Below are 25918 nucleotides of genomic sequence, written 5' to 3'. Positions count from 1 at the left end.
TCTCCTCGTCGGAGTCTTCCCCGCCATTGTCGCGCCCGGCCGGGAACCCTCGGAGCCGGCTACCGGGCCGCCGTGCCGTTTCGGCCGATCTCCTTGAAATAGAGCGTCGTCGGTTTCGGAACGCCCGAGGTGTCGGCGGCGTAACCGGGGACGGAACCGCACTCCGTCCAGCCCGCCGCGCGGTACAGCCGCTCGGCGGGGGAGCCGCTCTCGGTGTCCAGCACCAGCAGCGTCCTGCCGTCGTCGGCCGCCGCCCGCTCCACCGTGTCCAGCAGCGCCCGGCCCAGCCCCCGCCCCCGCGCCGACGGGCGCACCATCAGCTTGCCGATCTCCGCCCGGTGGCGGCCGTTGGGCATCCGCGCCGGCACCAGGCTCACCGTTCCCGCGACCCGCTCGCCGTCACGGGCGATCCAGACCCGCTGCTCCCCGGACTCCACCGCACCGGCGCGCTCCCGCCACCAGTGCGCGGCCGCCTCCCGCTCCAGCGGGGCCAGGAAGCCCACGGAGGAACCGCCGTCGACCGTCTCCACGAGGAGGGCCGCGAGCTCGTCGGCGTACGTGACCAGTTCCGGTCCGGAGACCGGGACGATCTCGGTCATGGGCGGACTCCTTTCACCTGCGGCGTTCATCGGGGCGCGGACGGTCACCGGCGCGGGGATCCGGGCCCGCCCGCCGGACCCGGCCGCGTCCGCACATCCGGGACCCTATCCCCGTGCGGACGGGCACGTGAGGCACCCCCCGCCCGCACTGCCGGGTCCGGTCCGCCGTGCCACGCTGGAGACGGAGACACCCGGCGGGTCCTCCCGGTCCGCCGGACGCCTCCGCGACCCGAGGAGGCCGACATGGCCGGCAGCAGCACCGCACCACGTGCGTCGTACGACCCCGAACCCGACGGCTCCCACCCGTTCCGCACGGGCTGGACCGTCCTCGCCGCCGTCCTGATGATCTTCGGCGGCGCGATGGCGCTCCTCCAGGGGATCTCCGCCATCGCCAAGGACGACGTCTTCGTCGCCACCCGCAACTACGTCTTCCAGTTCAACCTGACCGGCTGGGGCTGGATCCACCTCGTGCTCGGCATCGTCATTGTGCTCGCCGGCTGCGCCCTGTTCACCGGGGCGGTCTGGGCACGGGTCACCGGCATCGTCCTCGCCGGACTCGGAGCACTGGCCAACTTCCTGTGGCTGCCCTACTACCCCTTGTGGTCCCTCGTGCTCATCGCCCTGGACGTCTTCATCATCTGGGCGCTCTGCGCCGACCCGTGGAAGAAGCGGACCGTCTGACCCGCCCCGGGCGCGCCCGGCTCACACCGGCGCGCCCGCCGGATCCGCCGAGGGCAGCCGCCCCGACCGGACCGCGTCCACCAAAGCCCGGTGGTCCCGCTCGGTGCGGTCGGCGTACAGCTCCGCGAACCGCTGGAGCGCCCGGTCGAAGACCTCGCCCCGGCCCAGGTACGAGGCGATCGCGATCCGGTCGCCCGAGCGGGCGTGCGCCCGCGCGAGGGTCGCCCCGCAGACCTCCCCGAAGACCGCCAGCCCCTTGGGCACCATGAGTTCCGGCTGGGCGATCCCCTTCCAGTCCCGCAGCTGGCGGATGTAGAAGTCCCGGCGCCGGCCGTCGAAACCGTCCACCCGCTCCCACCCCAGGAAGATGTCGCTCGCCGCCTGCATCAGCCGCTGCCCCGCGACCACCCGGCGGCCCTGGTTCCGGTAGCGGCTCGCGCCCGTGTACGGGGCCAGCACCGAGGCATCGGCCTCCTTGGCCTGGAGGAACAGCGGATCGCCGTTGTCCCGCCCCAGCATCAGGATGATCCAGCACCGCGTCCCGACGCTGCCCACCCCGACCACCTTGCGGGCCACGTCGACGAGCCGGAAGCCGGACAGCAGGGTCCGGCGGTCGGAGGCCAGGCTCTGCGCGTAGCCGTCGAGCATCCGCCGGAACCGCTCCTCGAACGCCGCGCGCTCCAGCTCCGGCATCAGATCGGCCGCCGGGACGAGCAGCGGCGGGTCCGCGGCGATCCGCCGCCGCCCGTCGACCACCTCGGTGAGCTTGTCGAACGCCTGCAGACTGTCCCGGCCACGGGCCTTGGCCATGGCCCGCGACAGCTCCTTGCGGCCCCGCTTGCGCAACTGCTCGGCCGCCACCGTACGCAGCCGCTCCGCGTCGGTGTGCGCGTACCAGACGTCGAGATTCCGCATCCCCGCGAACCGGATCATGGACTCCCGGTACGAGCGCACCGTCGCCCGGACGATCGCGGCGCGCTCCCGGTCGTCGAAACCGTTCGCCCGGCCCGCGATGGCGAGGCTGGCCGCGAGCCGCTTGACGTCCCACTCCCACGGACCGGGCAGGGTCTCGTCGAAGTCGTTGATGTCGAAGAGCAGCCGGCGCTCCGGCGAGGCCAGCAGCCGGAAGTTCAGCAGATGCGCGTCGCCGCACAGCTGGGCGGTGATTCCGGAGACCGGGGTACCGGCCAGATCCGCCGCCATGACCGCCGCCGCGCCCCGGTAGAAGCGGAACGGCGACTCGGTCATGCGGCCGTAGCGGACGGGCACGAGTTCGGGCACCCGGGCGTCCGACTGGCCGCGCAGGATCTCCAGCGGATCGGGCCGGTCCGCGGCCGGGGCGAACTCGGCGTGGCTCGACCGGGGCACCGCCCGGCGCGCGGCCTTGCCCCGGGCCGCCCGCTCGTCCGGCGTCGGATGGGCGCCGTAGGGCACGGGAGTCATGGCGTTCGGCATCAAACCCTCCTGGACCGCTGAGCGGGCGCACGGGGGACGGCGTGGGCCGGCCCCTTCCGATCATCGCGGCTCGGAGCGATTCCGGCAGCCGGGCCGCCCCGCTCAGCCCGCGTGCACAGCGGCGGGCGGGCTCAGCACCACCACCTGGTCGTCGGCGCCCACGTCCGGGGTCCCCGCGTCCGTCACCGGAAGCAGCCGCCCGTCCGGCCGCACCACGAAGAGCAGCCGGTGGCCGTCCGGGAGGACGCCGGCCGGACGGACCTCCACCCGGGCGCCCGCCGCGTGCCCGCGCGCCAGCTCCGGGCCGCTGAGCCCCCCGCCGAACAGGGCCTCCCCGCCCGTGTACGGGGCGATCACCCCGTGTCCCCGGGCCGGCGCCGCGACCCGGTGCACCGGACCGTCCACGCTCTCGCGCAGCGTCATCGCGGCCAGCGCGTTGAAATCGTCCTCGTCGGTCAGCAGCAGGACCCCGGTGATCCCCTCCAGCTCCGCACCCGCCCCGGTGGCCGAGGCCAGCAGCTCACCGGGGGCCAGCGTCAGCCCGGCCTGCTCGATGCGGGCCCGTTCGGCGGCGGCCCCCGCCCACATCAGCACGTCCAGCCCCGCCGTGCGCAGCGCGCACGCCAGGTCCACCACCCAGGGCGCCCCGCCCACCAGCAGCGGCCGGGACCTGGCCGGGCGCAGCACCCCGAGCCGCCGGGCCACCGGGAACGCCGTAAGGCCGTACAGCGTGACCGTGGCGACGATGACGACGAAGGTGGCGGGCAGGATCCGGTGTGCGCCGCCGACGCCCTTGTCGACCAGTTCGGCCGAGAACGTGGACGCCGTCGCCGCCGCGACGATGCCGCGCGGGGCCATCCAGCCGATGAACCACCGCTCGCCGCGCCGCACGTCGGTCCCCAGCGTGGCCAGCTGCGCCACCAGCGGTCGCGTCACCAGGACCAGCAGCGCGACCAGGGCGAGCGTCGGCAGCACCACGTGCCGCAGCGACGCCGGGGTGACGGTGGCCGAGATGGAGATGAACAGCAACCCGATGATCAGCGAGACCAGGGTGTCGAAGAACGGCCGCCGCGCGGGGAGGTCCAGCCCCGGCAGATTGGCCATGGCGACCCCCATCACGACGGCGGAGATCAGCCCCGTGTCGTCGCGCAGCGCGTCGCAGAGCGTCGCCATGCCGATCACCGCGGCGAACTGCAGGGACGTGGCCAGCTCCTCGCTCAGCCGGACGCGGCGCAGCATCAGCCACAGCACGGCGGCGCCGACCGCCCCGCCGGCCGCGCCCACCGCCGTACTCGCTGCGAACTCGCCGATCTGGCGCCCGAACCCCGGCCGCTCGCCCGCCAGGACGCCGTGGAAGACCAGCGCCCCCAGGATGCCGCCCACCGGGTCGATCAGCGAGCCCTCCCAGATCAGGACGCGCTGGAGCCGTTCGGTGGGACGGACGAAGCCGAGCAGCGGTCCCACGACGGTCGGTCCGGACACCACCAGGATCGTCGCGAGCATCACCGCGGCCCCCGGCGACATGTCCAGGAGCGGTGCGGCCGCCAGCGCGGCCGAGACCATGGTGAGCACCGTCCCGATCCACAGCAGCCGGATCACGACGCGGCGGGTGTGCCCCTTCAGCCGCTCCAGGTCCAGACCGAGCCCGGCGTCGTAGAGGATCACCGCCACCGCCAGGGAGACCAGCGGGGAGAACGCGCCGCCGAGCAGCCGGTCCGGGTCCACGGTGTCGGTGAGCGCCCCGGCGGCGAAACCGACCGGCAGCAGCACGAGCAGCGCCGGAACGCGCAACCGGTTCGCCAGCACCTGCGAGCCGACCGCGAGCACCACGATCAGCCCCAGCCCCACGAGCATCTGATCGGCCGTCATGACCGTGCCTCCTTCGCCGATGGTCCTCCGGCGCCGGGGGCGGGGTCGCGGCCCCCGGATCACCGCGCGGGACCACCTTCCGCGGCGGCGCACGGCGACGCCGGTCAGGCACGCGCCCACCGGGGACCGCGGACCGCGGTATCCCTCCCATGGGCTAACGGCGGGGCGGGCGGCGCCACGGCGAGGGAGGGCGCGGCGTCACTCCTTCTTGTCGTCCCAGGGCGTGCCCAGCCAGCTGTCGAAGGACCGGACCAGGGCCGAGAGCGCCGCCGCGAGCCGCCGGTCGACCGCGGGGGAGTGGACGACCACCGTGTCGTCCGAGTGGTACTCCAGCGGCGTCCCGCCGCCCGCCCGCCAGATGATGCGCCGCGGCCCGCGCGGCACGTCACCGCCGCCGTTGAACAGGCTCCCCACCGCGATGAGCACCCACAGCGGGAACAGCGGCCACCACATCCACCACCAGAAGATCCGCCCCTTGTACCCGACCGCCTCCGGGCAGCCGGCCCCGGTGACCGTCCAGCGCGTGCGCAGCCCCTTGCCGGAGAGCGCCTTCTCCCGGACGACGGTGCCGAGCAGTTCGCCCTGCCCGCCCCACACCTGATACTCCGCCACCCCGCCCCGCGCGGCCGTGGTCACGACCGTGGCCAGCCGGGTGCGCCGCTCCGGCTCCGCCCACAGCACGAAGGAACGGGCACCCTCCTTGCGCGCCTTCAGATACCCCGGTATGCCGTCGGCGGGCAGTTCGCGTTCCAGGTACGCGACCACGTGGGAGAGGCCCTGGGACGGGTCGACCACGACGTGGACGAAACCCTCGGCCACCCCGGGCAGCACCTCGGGCCGCCGCTTGGCGGGCCGGGGCAGGACCATCACTTTCAGGGTGTGCGCCACGAAGGCTCCTCGGTCGTGCGGGTTCGGGAGGTCGCATCCTAAGGCGTGGCCTGGAAGGATCGGCGCGTGGAGTCCCCCGAACCCGTCCTCCAGGACGCCGCCGAGAGCGGGCGGCTGCCCGGAACGGCCACCGTGTCCGGCCGCCGCACCGTGCGCTGCCGCCTCTGCGGCCGCCCGCTCACCGGCACCACCTCCCGCCGCACCGGCCTCGGGCCGTCCTGCGACGCCAAACTGCACCCCTCGCCGCCCGATATCCGCACCCGCCGCCACGAGGTCGAACAGGACCCGCTGCCGGGCGTCTGAACCGTGCCGGACGCCCTCTCAGGAAGCCCGCGGATCCAGCTTCCTGAACAGCCCCTCCTGCACCACGGACACCAGCAGACGCCCCTCGCGGTCGTAGATCCGGCCGCGTGCCAGTCCCCGCCCGCCCGTCGCCACCGGCGACTCCTGGTCGTACAGGAACCACTCGTCGGCCCGGAACGGCCGGTGGAACCACATCGCGTGATCCAGGGAGGCCATGTCGAACCCGCGCGGTCCCCACAGCGGCTCCACCGGAATGCGCACCGCGTCCAGCAGCGTCATGTCGCTCGCGTACGTCAACGCGCAGGTGTGCACCAGCGGATCGTCACCGAGCGGACCCACCGCGCGCATCCACACGGCACTGCGCGGATCGGCGCCCTCGACCTCCTCGCGCGTCCAGCGCAGCCGGTCGGCGTACCGGATGTCGAAGGGCTGGCGCCGCGCCATCCGCTCCAGCGCCTCCGGCAGCCCGCCCAGATGCTCCCGCACCTCGTCGGCGACCGTCGGCAGCGTCTCCGGATCGGGCACCTCCCGGGCCGGCGGCAGCTGGTGCTCGAAACCGGCCTCCTCGGGGCGGTGGAACGACGCCGTCAGGTTGAAGATCGTCCGGCCCTGCTGGACCGCCGTCACCCGGCGGGTGGTGAACGAGCGGCCGTCCCTGACCCGCTCGACCTCGTAGACGATGGGCACACCGGGGCGGCCGGGACGCAGGAAGTAGGCGTGCAGCGAGTGCACCGGCCGCTCCCCGTCCGTGGTCCGGCCCGCCGCCACCAGCGCCTGGCCCGCCACCTGCCCGCCGAAGACCCGCTGGAGGGACTCCTCGGGGCTCCGGCCGCGGAAGATGTTGACCTCGATCCGCTCCAGGTCGAGCAGATCGACCAGGCGCTCGGCGGGGTTCGTCATACGGTTCTTCTCCACTCTCGCAGCGGCGCCGTCGGTACGGTCGCGCTCACAACTGGCCCACGGAGGTGACCCGGACGACCGCCCGGCCCTCCTCGTCGGACGCGGCCAGATCGACCTCGGCGCTGATGCCCCAGTCGTGGTCGCCGTTCGGGTCGGCGAAGGTCTGCCGGACCCGCCACACCCCGTGCTCCTTGTCCTCGTCGATCTTCAGCAGCTTCGGCCCGCGCGCGTCCGGACCGGTGCCCAGCTCCTCGTACTCGTCCCAGTACGCGTCCATCGCCTCGGCCCACGCGTCCTCGTCCCAGCCCGACTCGCCGTCCAGCTCGCCCAGGTCCCGGACCCGGTCCAGCGCGGCCAGCTCCACCCGGCGGAACATCGCGTTGCGCACCAGCACCCGGAAGGCACGGGCGTTCGCCGTGACCGGCTTGACCTCGTCCGCCCGCTCCTGGGCCTGCTCGGCCGTCTCCACCTCGGGGTTGGCGAGCTGCTCCCACTCGTCCAGCAGACTGGAGTCGACCTGACGCACCATCTCGCCCAGCCAGGCGATCAGATCCTCCAGGTCCTCGGACTTCAGATCGTCCGGGATGGTGTGCTCCAGCGCCTTGTACGCGCTCGCCAGATACCGCAGCACGATGCCCTCGGTACGCGCCAGCTCGTAGTTCGACGTGAACTCGGTGAACGTCATCGCCCGTTCGTACATGTCCCGGATCACCGACTTCGGCGACACCGGGTGGTCGCCCACCCACGGGTGGCTGCGCCGGTAGACGTCGTACGCGTGCCACAGCAGCTCGCTCAACGGCTTCGGGTACGTGACCTCCTGGAGCAGTTCCATCCGCTCCTCGTACTCGATGCCGTCGGCCTTCATCTGCCCGACCGCCTCGCCGCGCGCCTTGTTCTGCTGCGCGGCGAGGATCTGACGCGGGTCGTCGAGCGTCGACTCCACGACGGAGACCATGTCCAGCGCGTACGACGGCGAGTCCGGGTCCAGCAGGTCGAACGCCGCGAGCGCGAACGTGGACAGCGGCTGGTTCAGCGCGAAGTCCTGCTGCAGATCGACGGTGAGCCGGACGATGCGGCCCTCCGCGTCCGGGGTGTCCAGCTGCTCCACCACCCCGCCGTCCAGCAGCGAGCGGTAGATCGCGATCGCGCGCCGGATGTGGCGCAGCTGGGCGCGTCGCGGCTCGTGGTTGTCCTCCAGCAGGTGCCGCATCGCCTCGAAGGCGTTGCCCGGACGGGCGATGACGGACAGCAGCATGGTGTGCGTGACCCGGAAACGGGAGGTCAGCGGCTCGGGGTCGGACTGGATCAGCTTGTCGAACGTGGTCTCCGACCAGGCGACGAAGCCCTCGGGCGCCTTCTTGCGGACGACCTTGCGCTTCTTCTTGGGGTCGTCGCCGGCCTTCTTGACCGCCTTCTCGTTCTCGATGACGTGCTCGGGGGCCTGTGCCACGACGAAGCCGGCCGTGTCGAACCCGGCCCGCCCGGCCCGTCCCGCGATCTGGTGGAACTCACGGGCCCGCAGCGTGCGCACCCGGGTGCCGTCGTACTTGGTGAGGGCGGTGAACAGCACCGTGCGGATCGGTACGTTGACCCCGACGCCCAGCGTGTCCGTCCCGCAGATCACCTTCAGCAGACCCGCCTGCGCCAGCTTCTCCACCAGACGGCGGTACTTCGGGAGCATCCCCGCGTGGTGCACCCCGATGCCGTGCCGCACGTACCGCGAGAGGTTCTGGCCGAACTTGGTGGTGAAGCGGAAGTTGCCGATGAGATCGGCGATCTTCTCCTTCTCCTCCTTGGAGCACATGTTGATGCTCATCAGCGACTGCGCCCGTTCCACGGCCGCGGCCTGCGTGAAGTGCACGATGTAGACCGGTGACTGCCGGGTCTCCAGCAATTCGGTGAGCGTCTCGGTGATCGGGGTCAGCCGGTACTCGTAGCTGAGCGGCACCGGACGCGTCGCCGAACGGATCACGGAGGTGGGCCGGCCCGTGCGACGCGTCAGGTCCTCCTCGAACATCCGGACGTCGCCGAGGGTGGCCGACATCAGGACGAACTGCGCCTGCGGCAGTTCCAGGAGCGGGATCTGCCAGGCCCAGCCCCGGTCCGGCTCGGCGTAGAAGTGGAACTCGTCCATGACGACCTGGCCGATGTCCGCGTACTTCCCGTCACGCAGCGCGATGGAGGCCAGCACCTCGGCCGTGCAGCAGATCACCGGGGCGTCGGCGTTGACCGAGGCGTCGCCGGTGAGCATCCCGACGTTCTCCGTGCCGAACAGCTTGCACAGGTCGAAGAACTTCTCCGAGACCAGCGCCTTGATCGGAGCGGTGTAGAAGGTGACCTTGTCCTGGGCCAGTGCCGTGAAGTGCGCACCGGCGGCGACCAGGCTCTTTCCGGACCCGGTGGGGGTGGAAAGGATCACGTTGGCCCCGGAGACCACCTCGATCAGCGCCTCCTCCTGAGCGGGGTAGAGGGTGATCCCCTGCGTCTCGGTCCAGGCCGAGAAGGCCTCGAAGAGGGCGTCGGGGTCGTCGGTCGGGGGCAGCTGATCGATAAGGGTCACGCCCCCATCTTGCCTGCCTTCCGCCCGGATGAGGGAACCGGACGACCGTGCGAAGATCACGGACGATACGCTGCCCTCTCAACTCGACGGCACCGCAACGGCGGTGGCCGGAAACGCACACGGGGGGCGGCGGCGGCCGCACCCGGCACACCTACGGGGGCGGAAACAGCCATGATGGGACCGGCACACTCTCTGTCCGGGGCGGCGGCCTGGCTGGGGGTGGGCGCGGCGGCCGCCGCGGCGGACCACGCGATGCCCTGGCCCGTCCTGGTCGTCGGGGCGCTGATCAGCGCGGGGGCGGCCCTCGCTCCGGACCTCGACCACAAGTCCGCGACCATCTCACGCGCCTTCGGGCCGGTATCCCGGGGCCTGTGCGAGATCGTCGACAAGCTCTCCCACGCCGTCTACAAGGCCACCCGGATGCGGGGGGACTCGCGGCGCAACGGCGGCCACCGGACCCTGACGCACACCTGGCTCTGGGCGGTCCTGATCGGCGCGGGCGCCTCCGCTGCCGCGTACACCGGCGGGCGCTGGGCCGTCCTCGGGATCCTCTTCGTCCACCTGGTCCTCGCCGTCGAAGGGCTGCTCTGGCGGGCCGCCCGGATGTCCAGCGACGTCCTGGTGTGGCTCCTCGGGGCCACCAGCGCGTGGATCCTCGCCGGGGTCCTCGACAAGCCCGGCAACGGCTCGGACTGGCTCTTCGACGCCCCCGGGCAGGAGTACCTGTGGCTCGGTCTGCCGATCGTCCTGGGCGCCCTCGTCCACGACATCGGTGACGCGCTGACCGTCTCCGGCTGCCCGATCCTGTGGCCGATCCCCGTGGGCCGCAAGCGCTGGTACCCGCTCGGCCCGCCGAAGGCCATGCGTTTCACGGCCGGCAGCTGGGTGGAGATCAAGGTCCTCATGCCGGCGTTCATGGTGCTCGGGGGAGTGGGCGGCGCGGCCGCGATGGGGTACATCTGACGGGGCGGGGTGGGGTGAGTGAGTGCTCACCCCACCCCGCGTCGGGTGGGTGAGTACTCACTCATCCCGTCCGCGCTCCCCCTGCCAGGACCGCCACAGCGCCGCGTACGACCCGTCCGCCGCCACGAGCGCGTCATGGCTGCCGAGTTCGGTGATCCGGCCGTCCTCCATCACCGCGACCCGGTCCGCGTCGTGGGCCGTCTGGAGGCGGTGGGCCACGGCCACCACGGTGCGGCCCTCCAGGACGGCGGCCAGGGCCCGTTCGGTGCGCCGGGCGGTCGCCGGGTCGAGGAGGGCGGTGGCCTCGTCGAGGATCAGGGTGTGCGGATCGGCGAGGACCACACGGGCCAGGGCGAGCTGCTGGGCCGCGGCGCCGTCGGGGCGGTGGCCCCCGGGACCCAGATCCGTGTCCAGCCCGTTCGGCAGCTCGTCCACCCAGGAGGCGCCGACGGCCGCCAGAGCGGCGCGGAGTTCGACGTCGCCGGCCGACTCCGACGCGATCCGCAGATTGTCCCGGACCGTGCCGTGGAAGACGTGGTGCTCCTGGGTGACGAGGACGACGTGCCGCCCCAGCCGGTCCGGGCCCAGCCCCGAGACCGGGACGCCGCCCACCGTCACCGAGCCCGTGTGCGGCGCGTCGATGCCCGCGAGCAGCCGGCCGAGCGTCGTCTTCCCCGCTCCCGAGGGACCGACGATCACCAGCCGCTCGCCGGGGCGGACGGTCAGATCGACCCCGTGCAGGACGTCGTCCCCGCCGTCGTACGCGTACCGCACCCCCGTCACCTCGATCAGATCGCCGTCGGGCGCGGCCGTGTCCTCGCGCGGGGCCGGTGCGGTCTCCGCCAGGCCCTCGACCCGGGCGAAGGCCGCACCGCTGCTCTGCAGTTGCTCCATGCGCTGGAGGATCCTGTCCAACGGCTGGGACAGCTGCCGAAGGTACAGCGCGCAGGCGACGACGGCCCCCAGGCCGACCGCACCGCGCTCGTGCAGCGCACCGCCGATCAGCAGCACGGCCACCACCGGGACGGCATAGGAGACGTCGACCGCGGGGAAGAGCACGCTGCGCAGGAAGAGCGTCCGGTTCCGCGTGGCCCCGGCCCGACCGATCGCCCGCTCGCAGGCCGCGATCCGGCGCTCCTGGAGCCCCAGCGCCTCCACCGTGCGGGCCCCGACGGCGGTCGCCGCGAGCTGCTCCGCGAGCGCCGAGTTCGCCGCGCCCTCGTCGAGGTACGCCCCGAGGGCCCGGCGCAGGTACCAGCGCGCGGCGAACCGGATCCCGAGCAGCCCCAGCACCCCGCACACACCCAGCAGCGGATCGACGACGAACACCGCGCCCAGGATGAACAGCGCCTGGACGGCGGCGATGAGGAGGTCCGGCCCGGCGTCCCGCAGCGTGGTGCCGACCGACGCCACGTCGGCGGTGCCCCGGGCCATCAGATCCCCCGTCCCGGCCCGCTCGACGACCGAAGCGGGCAGCGCGAGGGCCCGTTCGGCGAACTCCTCCCGGATGCGCGCCAGGGTCCGTTCGCCGAAGCGGTGCCCGACGTATCCGGCGTACCGCGCCAGCAGCAGCTGCACGACGGCGAGGACCAGGATGAGGAGCGCGAGGCGGTCCACCGCGGCGACCGTGCCGCCGGACGCGACCTCGTCGACGATCCGGCCGAGCAGCCACGGGCCGACCAGACCGGCAGCGGCGGCGAGCGCGTTGAGGACGAGCATGCCGGTGAAGGCGCGCGCGTCCAGCCGGATCAGCCGCAGGGCGGCCCGGCGGATCCGCGCGGGGCCGGCGACCGGCAGCGCGTGAGCGTCGGACACACCGGGCTCCGCCGCCTTCCGGTACGCCGTCATCGCACGGTCTCCCTCGACGGCGGAACGGATTCGGGCCCGGAGCCGCCGGGTGTGTCGCCGGTGCCTCCCCGGGCCACCAGCGCGCGGTAGCCGGGCTCGGCGGCGAGGAGCTCGCGGTGGCTCCCGGTCGCCGCCACGACACCGTCGACCAGGTAGTGCACGGTGTCCGCCCGTTCCAGGAGCAGCGGCGACGTGCTGGTGACGAGCGTGGTGCGGCCCCTGCGCGCGGTCCGCAGCCGGTCGGCGACGGCCGCCTCCGTATGGGCGTCGAGCGCCGAGGTCGGTTCGACCGCCAGCAGTACCTCGGGGTCGGCCAGCAGGGCCCGGACCAGCCGGACGCGCTGGCGCTGACCGCCGGAGAGGTTGCGGCCCTCCGCCTCGATCCACGCGTCGAGCCCGCCGGGCGCCCCGCGCACGACGTCCTTGGCTGCGGCGGCCTCGACGGCCCGTCCCACGGCCTCCTCGTCCCGGTCCCGGGCCCCGCCGACCACCTCCCGCAACGGCCCGGCGAAGAGCGCGGCCTCGTTGTCCGCGACCAGGATCCGACGGCGGATCCCGGTCAGGTCGATGTCCTCCAGGCGTATCCCGCCCCAGGTGGCGGCCGATTCGGTGAAGCGGCCCAGCCGGTCCACCACCGCCGCGGACTGCGCGGGCCGGGCCCCGGCCAGGGCGGTCAGCCGTCCGGGCACCACCTCGACGCCGGACTCCGGATCGAGCAGCGCGGCCGGTGCCCCGGGTCCCCGCGCCACGGTCTCCCCGTACCGGCCCTCAGGCTCCAGGGACAGGAACCGGACGACCCGGCGCGAGGCGACCAGCCCCCGGCTGATCCCGTACCCGCCCTCGATGAAGAACTCCACCGGCACGACCAGCACGGCCGCGTAGCCGTACACCGCGACCAGCTCGCCGACGCTGATGTCCCCCTGGACCGCCATCCGGGCCGCCAGCCAGGTCACCACACCGAGGAACAGCGTCGGCAGGCCCACCCCGAGCGCCTGGATCCAGCTGGTCACCGTCCCGACGCGGTAGCCCTCGTCGCGCAGGGCACGCGAGGCGGTGCGGTAACGGTCCGCGTACACCTCCTTGCCGCCGATGCCGTTCAGGACGCGCAGACCGCCCGCCATGTCCTCGAACCGGGCGGCCAGGGCTCCCTGCCCGCTCCGGTAGACGGCCTCGGCCCCCTGGAGGCGCCACAGCAGCGGACCGACCAGTACGGCGAGGAGCGGCACTCCGAGCAGGACCACGGCCGCGAGCAGCGGCGAGACGGCCAGCAGCAGCACGGCCACCACCGCATAGGCGAGCACCGCGCCCACCCCGGGACCCGTGACGGTCAGCGTGCCCGCGATCACCCCGACGTCGCCGAATCCGATCGTGACGACCTCACCGGCGCTGACCCGCCGCGGCAGGGCCGCGCCGAGCCGGGTCGCCTGCCGCACCACGACCGCCACCGAACGGAACGCGGCGTCCATCCGCACCCGGGTCATCGTGCGGTGGCGCATGATCGCCAGCCAGGCGTTCAGCACCCCCACACCCAGCAGTGCCGCGGCCCAGCCGGTCAGCTCCGGCCACCGCCCCGGCCGCAGCCCGTCGTCGATCGCCCGCGAGAGCAGATAGGGCGGCAGCGTCAGACAGACCATCCACGCACTGCCGAGCAGGGCCCCCGCGGCCACCCTGCGGCGCTGGCTCGTGACCAGCCACCACAGGTACCGCAGGGGGCCGCGTGTGTCGGGGGTACCAGGTTCCGCGTACGCGTCCGTCATGGACAGGACCCTAACGAGCGTCCGGTCGGGGCGAGTACGCCGCCCCTGTCAGCCGTGCCAGGACCGCCACAGCGCCGCGTACGCGCCGTCCGCGGCCACCAGCTCGTCGTGGCTGCCCAGTTCGCTGATCCGGCCCTCCTCGACGACCGCGATGACATCCGCGTCGTGCGCGGTGTGCAGCCGGTGGGCGATCGCCACGACCGTACGGCCGTCCAGCACCCGGGCCAGTGAACGCTCCAGGTGCCGGGCGGCACGCGGATCGAGGAGCGAGGTCGCCTCGTCGAGCACCAGGGTGTGCGGATCGGCCAGCACCAGCCGGGCGAGGGCGACCTGTTGCGCCTGGGCGGGGGTGAGCGCCAGACCGCCGGAACCGACCTCGGTGGCGAGCCCGTCGTCGAGCGCCCGCGCCCAGCCGTCCGCGTCGACCGCGGCCAGCGAGGCCCACAGCTCCGCGTCCTGCGCGTCGGTGCGCGCCAGGAGCAGATTGTCCCGCAGCGAGCCGACGAACACGTGGTGCTCCTGGTTGACCAGCGCCACATGCGTCCGGACCCGCTCCGCCGGCATCCGCGACAGCCGCGCGCCGCCGAGCGTGACCTCGCCCGCGCGCGGGGCGTAGATCCCGGCCAGCAGCCGCCCCAGCGTCGACTTGCCCGCGCCCGACGGTCCGACCAGCGCCAGCCGCGTCCCGGGAGCGACGTCCAGCGACACGTCGTGCAGCACGTCCAGCCCGGCGCGGTACCCGAACCGGACCTCCTCGGCCCGCACCTCGCGGCCCTCCGGGTCCACCGAGGCGTCGCCCGCGTCCGGCTCGATGTCGCGGACGCCCACCAGCCGGGCCAGCGACACCTGCGCCACCTGCAACTCGTCGTACCAGCGCAGGATCAGGTTGATCGGGTCGACCATCATCTGCGCGAGCAGCGCACCCGTCGTCAACTGGCCCACGGTGAGCCAGCCCTCGATGACGAACCAGCCGCCGAGCATCAGGACCGAGCCGAGGATCGTCACGAACGTGGTGTTGATGACGGGGAACAGCACCGACCGCAGGAACAGGGTGTACCGCTCCCAGGCCGTCCACTCCTTGACCCGCCGGTCCGACAGGGCCACCCGGCGCGCGCCCAGACGGTGCGCCTCCACGGTCCGCCCGGCGTCGACCGTCTCCGCGAGCACGGCGGCCACGGCCGCGTAACCCGCCGCCTCCGAGCGGTACGCGGCCGGGGCCCGGCGGAAGTACCAGCGGCAGCCGGTCAGCATGAGCGGCAGCGCCACCAGCACCGACAGCGCCAGCGGGGGAGCGGTGACGGCGAGCGCTCCGAGCAGCAGGCCCGCCCACACCACACCGATCGCCAGCTGGGGCACGGCCTCCCGCATCGCGTTGGCGAGACGGTCGATGTCCGTGGTGATCCGGGAGAGCAGATCGCCCGTCCCGGCCCGCTCCAGCACCCCCGGGGGCAGCCGGACCGACCGTACGAGGAAGTCCTCGCGCAGATCGGCCAGCATCTCCTCGCCGAGCATCGCGCTGCGCAGCCGCATCATCCGGGTCACCACGGTCTGGACGACCAGGGCCACGGCGAACACCGCGGCGGTGCGCTCCAGATGGAGATCGGTGGCCCCGTCGGACAGTTTCTCGACCACGTCGCCCAGCAGGTACGGACCCACGATCGACGCGATCACCGCCACGCAGTTGAGCGCCGTGACCACGAGGAACGGCCCCCGGTGGCGGCGCATCAGCTCGCGGACGTAGGTGCGTACGGTGGTGGGGGTGCCGACCGGGAGGGTCGTCGCCGACTCGGGGGCGGCGGGGTCGTACGCCGGGGGTGCGACGCCGATCATGCCCGTTCCTCGATTTCCTCGATCGTGTCGATCGTGTCGATGTCGTTGTCCGGTTCCGGGGCGGCCGCCGCGATCTCGGCGTCGGTCTCCCGGGTGACGACCGCGCGGTAACGCGGTTCGTCCCGCAGCAGGTCGCGGTGGGTGCCGACGGCCACCACGGAACCGTCGTGGACCAGCGCCACCCGGTCCGCCAGGTCCAGCAGCAGCGGTGAGGAGGCGAACGCCACCGTCGTACGGTTCTCGCGCAGCGCCTTGATGCCCTCGGCGACGCGCGCCTCGGTGTGCGAGTCGACGGCCGACGTCGGCTCGTCCAGCACCAGGGCCTCCGGGTCCGTCACCAGCGAGCGGGCCAGCGCCAGCCGTTGGCGCTGACCGCCGGAGAGGGAGCGGCCGCGTTCGGTGATCCGGGTGTCCATGGGGTCCCCGTCGCCGTGCGCCGACGCCTGCGCGAGCGCGTCCAGGACGTCACCGCACCGCGCGGCGGCCAGCGCGTCCTCGGCGGCCACCCGGCCGGAGGCCGGTACGTCGAGCAGTTCGCGCAGCGTGCCGGACAGCAGCACCGGGTCCTTGTCCTGGACCAGCACCGCGGTCCGCGCCGCGTCCAGGTCCAGTTCGTCCAGGGCGACGCCGCCGAGCAGCACCGACGGCGGTGCGGGCGCCTCGGCCCCCGCCTCCTCGTCGGCCCGCTCCGCGGCCGGCGCGGCATGGCCGCCGAGCCGTTCCGCGAGCCGGCCGGCCTCGTCCGGGTCGCCGCACACCACCGCGGTGAACAGCCCCTCCGGGGCCAGCAGTCCGGTCACCGGATCGTACAGATCACCGGTCGGCACCGTGTCCGCCCCGGTCGGCCCGGTGGTCCGGCTCAGCGAGAGGACACGGACCGCGCGCGCGGCGGAGGGCCGGGAGAAGGAGTACGCCATGGCGATCTCCTCGAAGTGCCGCAGCGGCAGCAGCATCAGCGTCACCGCGCTGTAGACCGTCACCAGCTTGCCGACGCCGATCGTCCCGTCCTGCGCGAGCCGCGCCCCGTACACGACCAGCGAGATCAGCAGCAGCCCCGGCAGGAGCACCTGGACCGCCGAGATCAGCGACCACATGCGCGCGCTGTGCACGGCGGCCTTGCGGACCTCCTGGGAGGCCTCGCGGTAGCGGCCGAGGAACAGGTCCTCGCCGCCGATGCCGCGCAGCACGCGCAGCCCGGCGACGGTGTCCGAGGCCAGCTCGGTGGCCCGGCCCGCCTTCTCGCGCTGGACGTCGGCCCGGCGGGTGGCCCGGGGCAGGAGCGGCAGCACGGCCAGGGCCAGCACCGGAACGGCGAGCGCCACCAGCAGGCCCAGGGAAGGCAGATAGAGCACCAGCGCGACACAGATGATGACCAGCGTGGCGGCCGCCGCCGCGAAGCGCGACAGCGCCTCGACGAACCAGCCGATCTTCTCCACGTCGCCGGTGGAGACCGCGACGACCTCGCCCGCCGCGACCCGGCGGGTCAGCGCCGCGCCCAGCTTCGCCGTCTTGCGGGCCAGCAGCTGCTGCACCCGGGCGGCGGCGGTGATCCAGTTGGTGACGGCCGTGCGGTGCAGCATGGTGTCGCCCACCGCGATGAGGACGCCGAGGACCGCGAGCAGACCTCCGGCCAGCGCCAGCCGTCCGCCGGACCGGTCCACGACCGCCTGCACGGCGAAGCCGACGGCGAGCGGCAGCGAGGCGACCGAGCACTGCTGGAGCAGGCCCCACGCCAGGGACTTGAGCTGTCCGCGGATCTGGTTGCGGCCGAGCCAGAGCAGAAAACGGGGGCCCGACCGGACATCGGGATCGCCGGGATCCGAGAACGGAAGATCGCGAATGTGCATGACGTCCCAAGAGATCGGAAGAGGAGCGGACCGAAGGGCCCGCGGGCATACGGGAAGGCGCGTGGGGGGACCAAACCGTCCCAGCCTCGCGCCCCCGCACGCGGCGAGGCAAACCCTTTTACGCGCCGGTCCGTCCGGGGACCGTGCGCCCCCGACGAATGACGGACCCGTCCGCGGACGCGGACACGGAGTAAAGATTGGGCACGCATTCGCCCCGGTCACCGGCCGGTGACACCCTCCGCCCGCCGGGGGATGCGAGCATGGACGGATGCTTATACGACGGACGCGGGGAGCCGGTGCGGTACGAGTCGTGGTCGCGGCGGTCGCCTGCGGCGCCCTCCTCACCGCGCTGACGTCGTGCGGCGACGGGCACGACGGACGGAAGAGCGGTGCGCGCTCGTCCGGGTCCCCCAAGGACGGCGCGGACGCGGCACCGACCACCGGCCTGACGCGTATCCCGGACGTGGGCGACCGGTACCGGGCGCAGATCCCCGCGGAGTCCCGCCAGGTCGTCGCCGTCTACGGAGCCGGCCGGAACTCCCCGGACTCCACGGTCGTCCTCTACACCCGCACCGGCAGCACCTGGGACAAGGTCGCGTCCTGGAAGTCCCACAACGGCCGCAAGGGCTGGACCCCCGACCACCACGAGGACGACAAGCGCTCCCCGATCGGCGTCTTCACCCTCACCGACGCGGGCGGCGCGCTCCCCGACCCGGGCGCCCTCCTCCCGTACACCGAATCCGCCTCGATCCGGGCGCCCCGGTACTGGTCCAAGCCGTACTGGCACGACTTCGACTACGTCATCGCCATCGACTACAACCGCGTCAAGGGCACCGCCCCCAACGACCCGACGCGCCCCGAGGGCCAGTCCCAGGGCGGCAGCATCTGGCTCCACATGGACCACGGCAGCGGCACCTCGGCCTGTGTGAGTCTGCCGAAGCAGGGCATGGAGAAGCTGCTGCGCACCCTGGACCCGAAGCAGCACCCGGTCGTGGTGATGGGCGACCGCGCCGGCCTCAAGGCCTGACGGCCGCGGGGCGCGCCGCCCGCACGCCCGCTACTGACGCGCGGCCAGCCGCTCCATCAGCGCCGCGCTGCGCGCGAGCACGTCGCGTTCCTCACCGGTGAGTTCGGTCTCGATGACCTGCGCGAGCCAGCCCGCCCGGCGGCCGCGCTCGGCCTCCAGCGCCGCCCGTCCCTCGGGGGACAGTTCGACCAGGGTCTTGCGGCCGTCGGTGGGGTGGGCGCGGCGGATCACCAGGCCCTGGTCCATGAGCAGGCCGACGGCGCGGGCCATCGACTGGGGCCGTACGCGCTGGTCGGCGGCGAGGTCGCTGGTGGTCATGGCCCCGTCGCGGTCCAGGGTGCCGAGCACCGAGACCTGTCCGTGCGGGATCCGATCCTCGTGCTTCACGCGCCGCGTGAGCTTCCCCATCGCGGTGCGCAGTTCGGCGGCGACGGTGGCGGGTTCCGGGATGGGCATGCGCCACTTTAACCGCTGATCAGCGGCGCGACCGCACCCCGTCGTCGCCTCCTGGACGCTTCGCGTCCCGCACCGGACACCGCCGCGAAACTATGCAGCAGAACTGAACAGCTCAACTGAACAGCAGAACTGAACAGCATTGCTGTAGAGTTTCGGTTGTCGCGACACGCGCCAGCGCTGTCGCAGCCAGGTCGCGACATGTGCCCACGCGAAGGAACTCCCATGGTGTCCACAGCAGCCGAGCCCACCGTCATCCGTTCCGTCACCGCCCGCACCGTCCTCGACAGCCGGGGCAACCCCACCGTCGAGGCCGAGGTCCGTCTCACCGACGGCTCCCTGGGGCGCGCCGCCGTCCCCTCCGGCGCCTCGACCGGCGCCCGGGAGGCCGTGGAACTGCGCGACGGCGACGCCGGGCGCTGGCACGGCAAGGGCGTCGACGCCGCCGTCGCCCACGTCAGGGGCGAGATCGCGGCAGCCGTCATCGGGCACGACGCCGACGACCAGGCCGGCCTGGACGCCGCGCTCGTCGCGCTCGACGGAACGGCGGACAAGTCCCGCCTCGGCGCCAACGCCCTGCTCGGCGTCTCCCTCGCCGCCGCCAAGGCCGCCGCGGCCGCCCACGGTCTGCCGCTCTACCGCTACCTCGGCGGATCCGGCGCCCGGCTGCTCCCGCTGCCGATGATGAACATCGTCAACGGCGGCGCCCACGCCGACAATCCGCTCGACTTCCAGGAGTTCATGATCGCCCCGGTGGGCGCGGAGACCTTCGCGGAAGCCGTCCGCATGGGCTCCGAGATCTTCCACACCCTCCGCCGCGAGCTGCTGGCCGCCGGACACTCCACGGGCGTCGGCGACGAGGGCGGCTTCGCCCCCGCGCTGCGCACCGCCGAGGAGGCGCTCGACTTCGTGGTGGCCGCCGTGGAACGTGCCGGATACCGGCCCGGCACCGATATCGGCCTGGTGATGGACCCGGCCTCCTCGGAGTTCTTCCGGGACGGCGCGTACGTCTACCGGGGGGAGGGCGTGACCCGCACCCCCTCCGAGAACGCCGACTACCTGGCCCGCCTGGTCGACGCCTACCCGGTCGTCTCCATCGAGGACCCGATGGCCGAGGACGACCTGGACGGCTGGCGGGAGCTGACCGCCCGGATCGGCGACCGCTGCCAGCTCACCGGTGACGACGTCTTCTGCACCAACGAGGGCCTGCTGCGCGAGGGCATCCGCACGGGCGTCGGCAACTCCGTCCTCGTCAAGGTCAACCAGATCGGCACGCTCACCGAGGCGCTCGACACCGTCGACACCGCCCGGCGCGCGGGCTGGACCGCCGTCATGTCGCACCGCTCCGGCGAGACCGAGGACACCACCATCGCGGACCTGGCCGTCGCGACGGGCTGCGGCCAGATCAAGACCGGATCCCTCTCCCGCTCCGACCGCACCGCCAAGTACAACCAGCTCATCAGGATCGAGGAGGAGCTGGGCGCCTCGGCACGGTACGCGGGCGGTGCGGTGCTGCGCCGCGCCTGACCCCGCCGGCTACCGGGGGCGGGTCGCCCGTTCCAGCTCCATCAGAACGGAGTGGTACGAGCGGCCCGTCGCCCGGTCCATGCCGATCTCGCACATGCGGTTGGCCGACAGATACGCGTCGTACTCCCGGGTGGTGACCTCGGCGGCCTCCTTCTTCGTCGCCGACTCCGTCAGCTCCTTGTGCAGCATGCCCCGGTCGCCCGCGAACCCGCAGCAGGCCGCGTCGTCCGGCATCATCACCTCGTCGGCGCAGGCCTCCGCGACCGCCCGCAGCTGGGCGACATCGTCGAGGTGCTCCATCGAGCACGTCGGATGCAGTACCGCCGAACCGGTCCTGCGCACCACCGTCAGCTCCGGCAGCAGTTCCTCGGCCGCCCAGACCAGGGAGTCCATCACCGTCAGACCCCGGTGCAACTCCCGGTTCTCCTCGGTCAGATAGGGGACCACCTCGTCCGCGATCCCGAGCGTGCACGAGGAGGCGTCGACGACCAGCGGCAGCGTGCCGCCCGCGGTCCAGCCCCAGGCCGCCTCGACGATCCGGTTCGCCATCACGGCGTTGCCCGCGGCGTAGCCCTTGGAGTGCCAGATGGTCGCGCAGCAGGTGCCCGCGACATCGTCCGGGATCCAGACGGGCTTCCCCGCTCGCGCCGACACCAGGACCACGGCCTGTTGCAGGGACGGTCCGGAATATCCCTCGGGGCTGCCGAAGATACGGTTCACACAGGCCGGGTAGTACACCGCGCGGGCTCCGACCCGGGAGGTGCGCGGGAGCTTCCGGGCGGCCGCACCGGGGATCTCCGGCAGCCACTCCGGTACGAGATCGGGGCGCACGGCCCTGCGGGCCAGTCCGGTCACCCCTTCGAGCAGCCGGTCGTCGATCCGGGAGGCCGCGGCGACCGCCAGCCGGGCCGCCGCCTCGACCATGCGGAACCGCTTCGCGGTCAGCGCGGCGATCCGCTCCTCGCGCGGCGAGTGCCGCCGGTGCCGGAAGGCCTTCATCATGGCGCCCGTGTCGATGCCGACCGGGCAGGCGAGCTTGCACGTGGAGTCGCCCGCGCACGTGTCGACCGCGTCGTATCCGTAGGCCTCCAGGAGGTTCTCTTCGGCGGGGGAGCCGTCCGGCTGCCGCATCATCTCCCGGCGCAGCACGATCCGCTGACGCGGAGAGGTCGTCAGATCGTGGCTGGGGCACGTCGGTTCGCAGAAGCCGCACTCGATGCAGGGGTCGGCGACCGCCTCGACCCGGGGGATCGTCTTCAGGCCGCGCAGATGCGCGCGCGGATCGCGGTCCAGGACGATACGGGGCGCCAGCACCCCGTCCGGGTCGATGACCTGCTTGGTGCGCCACATCAGCTCGGTGGCCCGGGGGCCCCACTCCAGCTCCAGGAACGGCGCGATGTTGCGTCCGGTGGCGTGCTCCGCCTTGAGCGAGCCGTCGAAGCGCTCCACGGTGAGGCGGCAGAAGTCGGCCATGAACGCGGCGTACCGGTCGACGTCGGACTCCTTGGCGGCGTCGAAGGCCAGCAGGAAGTGGAGATTGCCGTGGGCCGCGTGGCCCGCCACCGCCGCGTCGAAGCCGTGCTCGGCCTGGAGCTCCAGCAGGGCCTCGCAGGCCTCGGCCAGCCGGGACGGCGGGACGGCGAAGTCCTCCGTGATGAGCGTCGTCCCGGACGGGCGGGACCCGCCGACCGCCGTGACGAAGGCCTTGCGGGCCTTCCAGTACCCCGCGATCGTGCCCGCGTCCCGGGTGAACTCATTGGTCACCGAGGCGACCGGCCGGACCAGCTCCAGCCCGCGCACGACCTCGGCGGCCGCCGCCTCGCAGGCCTCCCGGCCCGCCGCGTCCGGGGAGCGGAACTCCACCAGCAGGGCCGTCGTCTCCTTCGGCAGCTCCGCCCAGTCGGCCGGCACCCCCTTGACGCTCACCGAGGCGCGCAGGGTGTTGCCGTCCATCAGCTCCACGGCGATGGCGCCCGCCTCGTTGAACAGCGGGACCGCCGCGGCGGCCGCGGGCAGGCTCGGGAAGAACAGCAGCGCGGTCGAGACCTGGCGATCCAGCGGCAGCGTGTCGAAGACGACCTCGGAGATGAAGCCGAAGGTGCCCTCCGAGCCGACCATGAGCCCGCGCAGGATCTGCACCGGGGTCGCCCCGTCGAGGAAGGCGTCCAGCCGGTAGCCGTTGGTGTTCTTGATCTCGTACTTGGCGCGGATCCGGGCGGTCAGCCCGGCGTCGGCCTCGATCTCCGCCTTCAGGGCCAGCAGCTCCTCGCAGAGCCGGGGCTCGGCCGCCGCCAGGTCCGCGTCGGCCGTGGGGGAGGCGGTGTCCACCACCGTGCCGCCGGGCAGCACGAAGGTGAGCGAGGCGACCGTCCGGTACGAATTGCGCGTGGTGCCCGCCGTCATGCCGGAGGCGTTGTTCGCCACCACGCCGCCGATGGTGCACGCGATGGCGCTCGCCGGGTCGGGGCCCAGCAGCCGGCCGTGGCGGGCGAGGGTGGCGTTGGCCCGCATGACCGTCGTCCCCGGACGGATCCGGGCGCGGGCGCCGTCGTCCAGGACCTCGATGCCCGCCCAGTGGTGCCGGACGTCGACCAGGATGTCCTCGCCCTGGGACTGCCCGTTGAGGCTGGTGCCCGCCGCGCGGAAGACCACGTTGCGGCCCCGGTCGCGGGCGTACGCCATGATCGCGGAGACGTCCTCGACGGACTCGGGCACCAGGACGACCTGGGGCACGAACCGGTACGGCGAGGCGTCGGAGGCGTAGCGCACGAGGTCGGAGAGCTTCCACAGCACCTTGTCCGGACCCAGCAGCGCCATCAGGTCGCCGCGCAGCGGCTCCGGTGTGCCCACGGCCCGGTCGTCGGGCACCCGGTCGTGGGACGGGGCCCGTGCCGTGTCCGGGCGCAGGGCTTCGGGCTTCGGCTCCAGCAGCGGCATGTCCAGATCCCCTCGGCGGCTCGGCGCGGCGCGGTGCCGCGCGCCCGGTCAGCAGCGACGCTCCGGCATCCCGTTCACCAGAGCGGTCAGCAGACCGCCGAGCACCTCGCGCTGATCGGCGGTCAATGGAGCCAGGATCTCCTCTGCGGCGGCCCGGCGCGCGTTGCGCAGCGAGCGGAGGGTGGCGACGCCCTCGTCGGTGAGCTGGATCCGGACGGCCCGGCGGCTGTCCGGATCGGGGGTGCGGCGCACCCGGCCGCTCGCCTCCAGCCCGTCGACCAGGGTGGTCACGGCGCGCGGGACGACATCGAGGCGCTGGGCGAGATCCGCCATCCGGGGGGTGCCGTCGTAGTGCGCGAGGGTCCGCAGCAGGCGGGCCTGCGCGGGGGTGATGCCGATCGGCTCCAGCTGGCGGCCCTGGATGCGCTGGAGCCTGCGGGTCAGCCGCAGCAGCTGTTCGGCGAGCACGCCGTCGGGGTCGGGGGAGTCCATGCCGGGAACAATATCAGGACTTTGTTCATTGTGAGTATAGGTAACAATGAGCTATGCTCCTATTCGCCCGGCCGTCGGCGTCCGCGCCCCGGCCGCACCCACCGTCCTCGCACCCACTGTTGTCGCACGCCCCGTGAAGGAGCCCATGAAGCCCGACGAACCCACGTGGACACCCCCGCCCAAGGACAGCGACCAGCCGCCCGCCGAGCTGCGCCGCATCCTCCGCCTCTTCCGTCCCTACCGCGCCCGGCTCGCGCTGGTCGGCCTCCTGGTCGGCGCCTCCTCGCTGGTCTCGGTCGCCTCGCCGTTCCTGCTGCGCGAGATCCTCGACACCGCCATCCCGCAGGGACGCACCGGGCTGCTCACGCTGCTCGCCCTCGGCATGATCCTCACGGCGGTGATGAACAGCGTCTTCGGCGTGCTCCAGACGCTGATCTCGACCACCGTCGGCCAACGGGTCATGCACGATCTGCGCACCGCCGTCTACACCCGGCTCCAGCAGATGCCGCTCGCCTTCTTCACGAAGACCCGCACGGGCGAGGTCCAGTCCCGCATAGCCAACGACATCGGCGGCATGCAGGCCACCGTCACCTCCACGGCGACGTCGCTGGTCTCCAACCTCACCGCCGTCGTCGCCACGGTCGTCGCCATGCTGGCGCTCGACTGGCGTCTGACGATCGTCTCCCTGCTCCTGCTGCCGGTCTTCGTCTGGATCAGCCGCCGAGTGGGCCGGGAGCGCAAGAAGATCACCACCCAGCGCCAGAAGCAGATGGCCGCGATGGCCGCCACCGTCACCGAGTCGCTCTCCGTCAGCGGCATCCTGCTGGGCCGCACCATGGGCCGGACGGACTCGCTGGCCCGGGGCTTCGCCGAGGAGTCCGAGCGACTGGTCGACCTCGAAGTGCGCTCCAGCATGGCCGGACGCTGGCGGATGTCGACGATCGGCATCGTGATGGCCGCCATGCCGGCCGTCATCTACTGGGCGGCGGGCATCGCCCTGCAGTCCGGCGGCCCGGACGTCTCCATCGGCACCCTCGTCGCCTTCGTCTCCCTCCAGCAGGGCCTGTTCCGTCCCGCCGTGAGCCTGCTGTCCACCGGCGTGCAGATGCAGACCTCCCTCGCCCTGTTCCAGCGGATCTTCGAATACCTCGACCTGAAGCCCGACATCACCGAGGCCGACGCGCCGGTCCATCTGGACACGGTCCGCGGCGAGATCCGCTTCGAGAACGTCGACTTCGCCTACGACGGGACCGGCGCGCAGACCCTCAGCTCCATCGACCTGACCGTGCCCGCCGGGGGAAGCCTCGCCGTCGTCGGCCCCACCGGCTCCGGCAAGTCCACCCTCAGCTATCTCGTGCCACGTCTCTACGACGTCACCGGCGGCCGCGTCACACTCGACGGCGTCGACGTCCGCGATCTGGACTTCGACACGCTCTCCCGCGCCGTCGGAGTGGTCTCCCAGGAGACCTACCTCTTCCACGCCTCCGTCGCCGAGAACCTGCGCTTCGCCAAGCCCGGGGCCATCGACGCCGAGATCGAGGCGGCCGCCCGCGCCGCCCAGATCCACGACCACATCGCCTCCCTGCCCGACGGCTACGACACCCTCGTCGGCGAACGCGGCTACCGCTTCTCCGGCGGCGAGAAGCAACGCCTTGCCATCGCCCGCACGATCCTGCGTGATCCGCCGGTGCTGATCCTCGACGAGGCCACCAGCGCCCTGGACACCCGTACCGAGGGCGCGGTGCAGGAGGCGATCGACGCGCTCTCCGCCGGCCGCACCACCCTCACCATCGCCCACCGGCTCTCCACCGTGCGCGACGCCGACGAGATCGTCGTACTGGACGGCGGACGCACCGCCGAGCGCGGCACCCACGAGGAACTGCTCCGGTTGGACGGGCGGTACGCGGCCCTGGTCCGCAGGGACACCCGTCTGACGCCCGTGGCGGGCTGAGACCCCCGCGGCGTGGCCGACCCGGGAGCCC

The 25918-nt window shown here is 73.0% G+C and carries 19 protein-coding genes; 6 read left to right on the top strand and 13 right to left on the bottom strand.

The features are described 5' to 3' along the window. Positions 1 to 59: 59 nt before the first annotated feature. Complete coding sequence (locus ACZ4FH_RS24740) at positions 60 to 599, bottom strand: GNAT family N-acetyltransferase (protein ID WP_385114056.1); 540 nt, start codon at positions 597 to 599, stop codon at positions 60 to 62. A 243-nt stretch (positions 600 to 842) separates the two neighbouring features. Here ACZ4FH_RS24740 and ACZ4FH_RS24735 point away from each other — a divergent pair, with 243 nt between their 5' ends. Beyond that, positions 843 to 1280 carry a DUF7144 family membrane protein gene (locus ACZ4FH_RS24735; protein ID WP_383637282.1) on the top strand — a complete coding sequence of 146 codons (438 nt, stop codon included), beginning with the start codon at positions 843 to 845 and terminating at the stop codon, positions 1278 to 1280. A gap of 21 nt (positions 1281 to 1301) precedes the next feature. Here the strand turns inward: ACZ4FH_RS24735 and ACZ4FH_RS24730 are convergent, their stop codons facing one another. The 3 genes from ACZ4FH_RS24730 to ACZ4FH_RS24720 form a co-directional block, all read right to left on the bottom strand. Continuing rightward, entirely contained in the window at positions 1302 to 2735 is a 1434-nt protein-coding gene (locus tag ACZ4FH_RS24730) for a DUF2252 domain-containing protein (RefSeq protein WP_467307433.1), read from the bottom strand. A gap of 102 nt (positions 2736 to 2837) precedes the next feature. After that, positions 2838 to 4604 carry a cation:proton antiporter gene (locus tag ACZ4FH_RS24725; RefSeq protein WP_467307431.1) on the bottom strand — a complete coding sequence of 589 codons (1767 nt, stop codon included), beginning with the start codon at positions 4602 to 4604 and terminating at the stop codon, positions 2838 to 2840. 198 nt (positions 4605 to 4802) lie between these two features. Beyond that, a complete protein-coding gene (locus ACZ4FH_RS24720; protein ID WP_467307430.1) occupies positions 4803 to 5492 on the bottom strand; it encodes a hypothetical protein in 690 nt (229 codons plus the stop codon). A gap of 114 nt (positions 5493 to 5606) precedes the next feature. On the opposite strand from ACZ4FH_RS24720, the gene ACZ4FH_RS24715 reads away from it, so the two are divergent. Continuing rightward, positions 5607 to 5795 carry a DUF6011 domain-containing protein gene (locus ACZ4FH_RS24715; RefSeq protein WP_467307576.1) on the top strand — a complete coding sequence of 63 codons (189 nt, stop codon included), beginning with the start codon at positions 5607 to 5609 and terminating at the stop codon, positions 5793 to 5795. Between the two features lie 18 nt (positions 5796 to 5813). Here the strand turns inward: ACZ4FH_RS24715 and ACZ4FH_RS24710 are convergent, their stop codons facing one another. Together ACZ4FH_RS24710 and ACZ4FH_RS24705 are read right to left on the bottom strand one after the other, a co-directional pair. After that, complete coding sequence (locus tag ACZ4FH_RS24710; protein WP_467307429.1) at positions 5814 to 6695, bottom strand: acyl-CoA thioesterase; 882 nt, start codon at positions 6693 to 6695, stop codon at positions 5814 to 5816. Between the two features lie 46 nt (positions 6696 to 6741). After that, positions 6742 to 9255 carry a DEAD/DEAH box helicase gene (locus tag ACZ4FH_RS24705; RefSeq protein WP_383637265.1) on the bottom strand — a complete coding sequence of 838 codons (2514 nt, stop codon included), beginning with the start codon at positions 9253 to 9255 and terminating at the stop codon, positions 6742 to 6744. A gap of 171 nt (positions 9256 to 9426) precedes the next feature. Between ACZ4FH_RS24705 and ACZ4FH_RS24700 the strand changes: the two genes are divergently transcribed. Beyond that, positions 9427 to 10218 (top strand): metal-dependent hydrolase, encoded by a 792-nt coding sequence (locus ACZ4FH_RS24700; protein ID WP_467307428.1) that lies wholly within the window; start codon positions 9427 to 9429, stop codon positions 10216 to 10218. A 57-nt stretch (positions 10219 to 10275) separates the two neighbouring features. Here the strand turns inward: ACZ4FH_RS24700 and ACZ4FH_RS24695 are convergent, their stop codons facing one another. The 4 genes from ACZ4FH_RS24695 to ACZ4FH_RS24680 are packed head-to-tail and all read right to left on the bottom strand — an operon-like array spanning position 10276 to position 17500. Beyond that, the gene (locus tag ACZ4FH_RS24695; protein ID WP_467307427.1) at positions 10276 to 12066 is read right to left on the bottom strand and encodes an ABC transporter ATP-binding protein; all 1791 of its coding nucleotides are present in this window, start codon (positions 12064 to 12066) and stop codon (positions 10276 to 10278) included. After that, positions 12063 to 13823 (bottom strand): ABC transporter transmembrane domain-containing protein, encoded by a 1761-nt coding sequence (locus ACZ4FH_RS24690; RefSeq protein WP_467307426.1) that lies wholly within the window; start codon positions 13821 to 13823, stop codon positions 12063 to 12065. The genes ACZ4FH_RS24695 and ACZ4FH_RS24690 overlap by 4 nt, the downstream gene beginning before the upstream one ends. 48 nt (positions 13824 to 13871) lie before the next feature. Then, positions 13872 to 15653 carry an ABC transporter ATP-binding protein gene (locus ACZ4FH_RS24685; protein ID WP_467307425.1) on the bottom strand — a complete coding sequence of 594 codons (1782 nt, stop codon included), beginning with the start codon at positions 15651 to 15653 and terminating at the stop codon, positions 13872 to 13874. Further along, the gene (locus ACZ4FH_RS24680; protein WP_467307423.1) at positions 15650 to 17500 is read right to left on the bottom strand and encodes an ABC transporter transmembrane domain-containing protein; all 1851 of its coding nucleotides are present in this window, start codon (positions 17498 to 17500) and stop codon (positions 15650 to 15652) included. The genes ACZ4FH_RS24685 and ACZ4FH_RS24680 overlap by 4 nt, the downstream gene beginning before the upstream one ends. A 268-nt stretch (positions 17501 to 17768) precedes the next feature. On the opposite strand from ACZ4FH_RS24680, the gene ACZ4FH_RS24675 reads away from it, so the two are divergent. Next, complete coding sequence (locus tag ACZ4FH_RS24675; RefSeq protein WP_467307422.1) at positions 17769 to 18527, top strand: hypothetical protein; 759 nt, start codon at positions 17769 to 17771, stop codon at positions 18525 to 18527. A 30-nt stretch (positions 18528 to 18557) separates the two neighbouring features. On the opposite strand, the gene ACZ4FH_RS24670 is transcribed toward ACZ4FH_RS24675, so the two are convergent. After that, positions 18558 to 18983, bottom strand: coding sequence for a MarR family winged helix-turn-helix transcriptional regulator (locus ACZ4FH_RS24670; protein ID WP_467307420.1), 426 nt, complete (start codon positions 18981 to 18983; stop codon positions 18558 to 18560). A 222-nt stretch (positions 18984 to 19205) separates the two neighbouring features. On the opposite strand from ACZ4FH_RS24670, the gene eno reads away from it, so the two are divergent. After that, positions 19206 to 20507 (top strand): phosphopyruvate hydratase, encoded by a 1302-nt coding sequence (eno, locus tag ACZ4FH_RS24665; protein ID WP_467307419.1) that lies wholly within the window; start codon positions 19206 to 19208, stop codon positions 20505 to 20507. A 9-nt stretch (positions 20508 to 20516) separates the two neighbouring features. Here the strand turns inward: eno and ACZ4FH_RS24660 are convergent, their stop codons facing one another. Together ACZ4FH_RS24660 and ACZ4FH_RS24655 are read right to left on the bottom strand one after the other, a co-directional pair. Then, positions 20517 to 23444 (bottom strand): FAD-binding and (Fe-S)-binding domain-containing protein, encoded by a 2928-nt coding sequence (locus ACZ4FH_RS24660; RefSeq protein WP_467307418.1) that lies wholly within the window; start codon positions 23442 to 23444, stop codon positions 20517 to 20519. A 48-nt stretch (positions 23445 to 23492) separates the two neighbouring features. After that, complete coding sequence (locus tag ACZ4FH_RS24655; RefSeq protein ID WP_385114083.1) at positions 23493 to 23936, bottom strand: MarR family winged helix-turn-helix transcriptional regulator; 444 nt, start codon at positions 23934 to 23936, stop codon at positions 23493 to 23495. Between the two features lie 145 nt (positions 23937 to 24081). Here ACZ4FH_RS24655 and ACZ4FH_RS24650 point away from each other — a divergent pair, with 145 nt between their 5' ends. Beyond that, on the top strand, positions 24082 to 25887 hold the full coding sequence (locus tag ACZ4FH_RS24650) for an ABC transporter ATP-binding protein (RefSeq protein WP_467307417.1): 1806 nt from the start codon (positions 24082 to 24084) through the stop codon (positions 25885 to 25887). Positions 25888 to 25918: the final 31 nt, after the last annotated feature.

Source organism: Streptomyces sp. NPDC024555, from assembly GCF_055559335.1.
The sequence above is the reverse complement of the archived record's forward strand: the minus strand, read 5'-3'. Positions and strand labels throughout refer to the sequence as shown.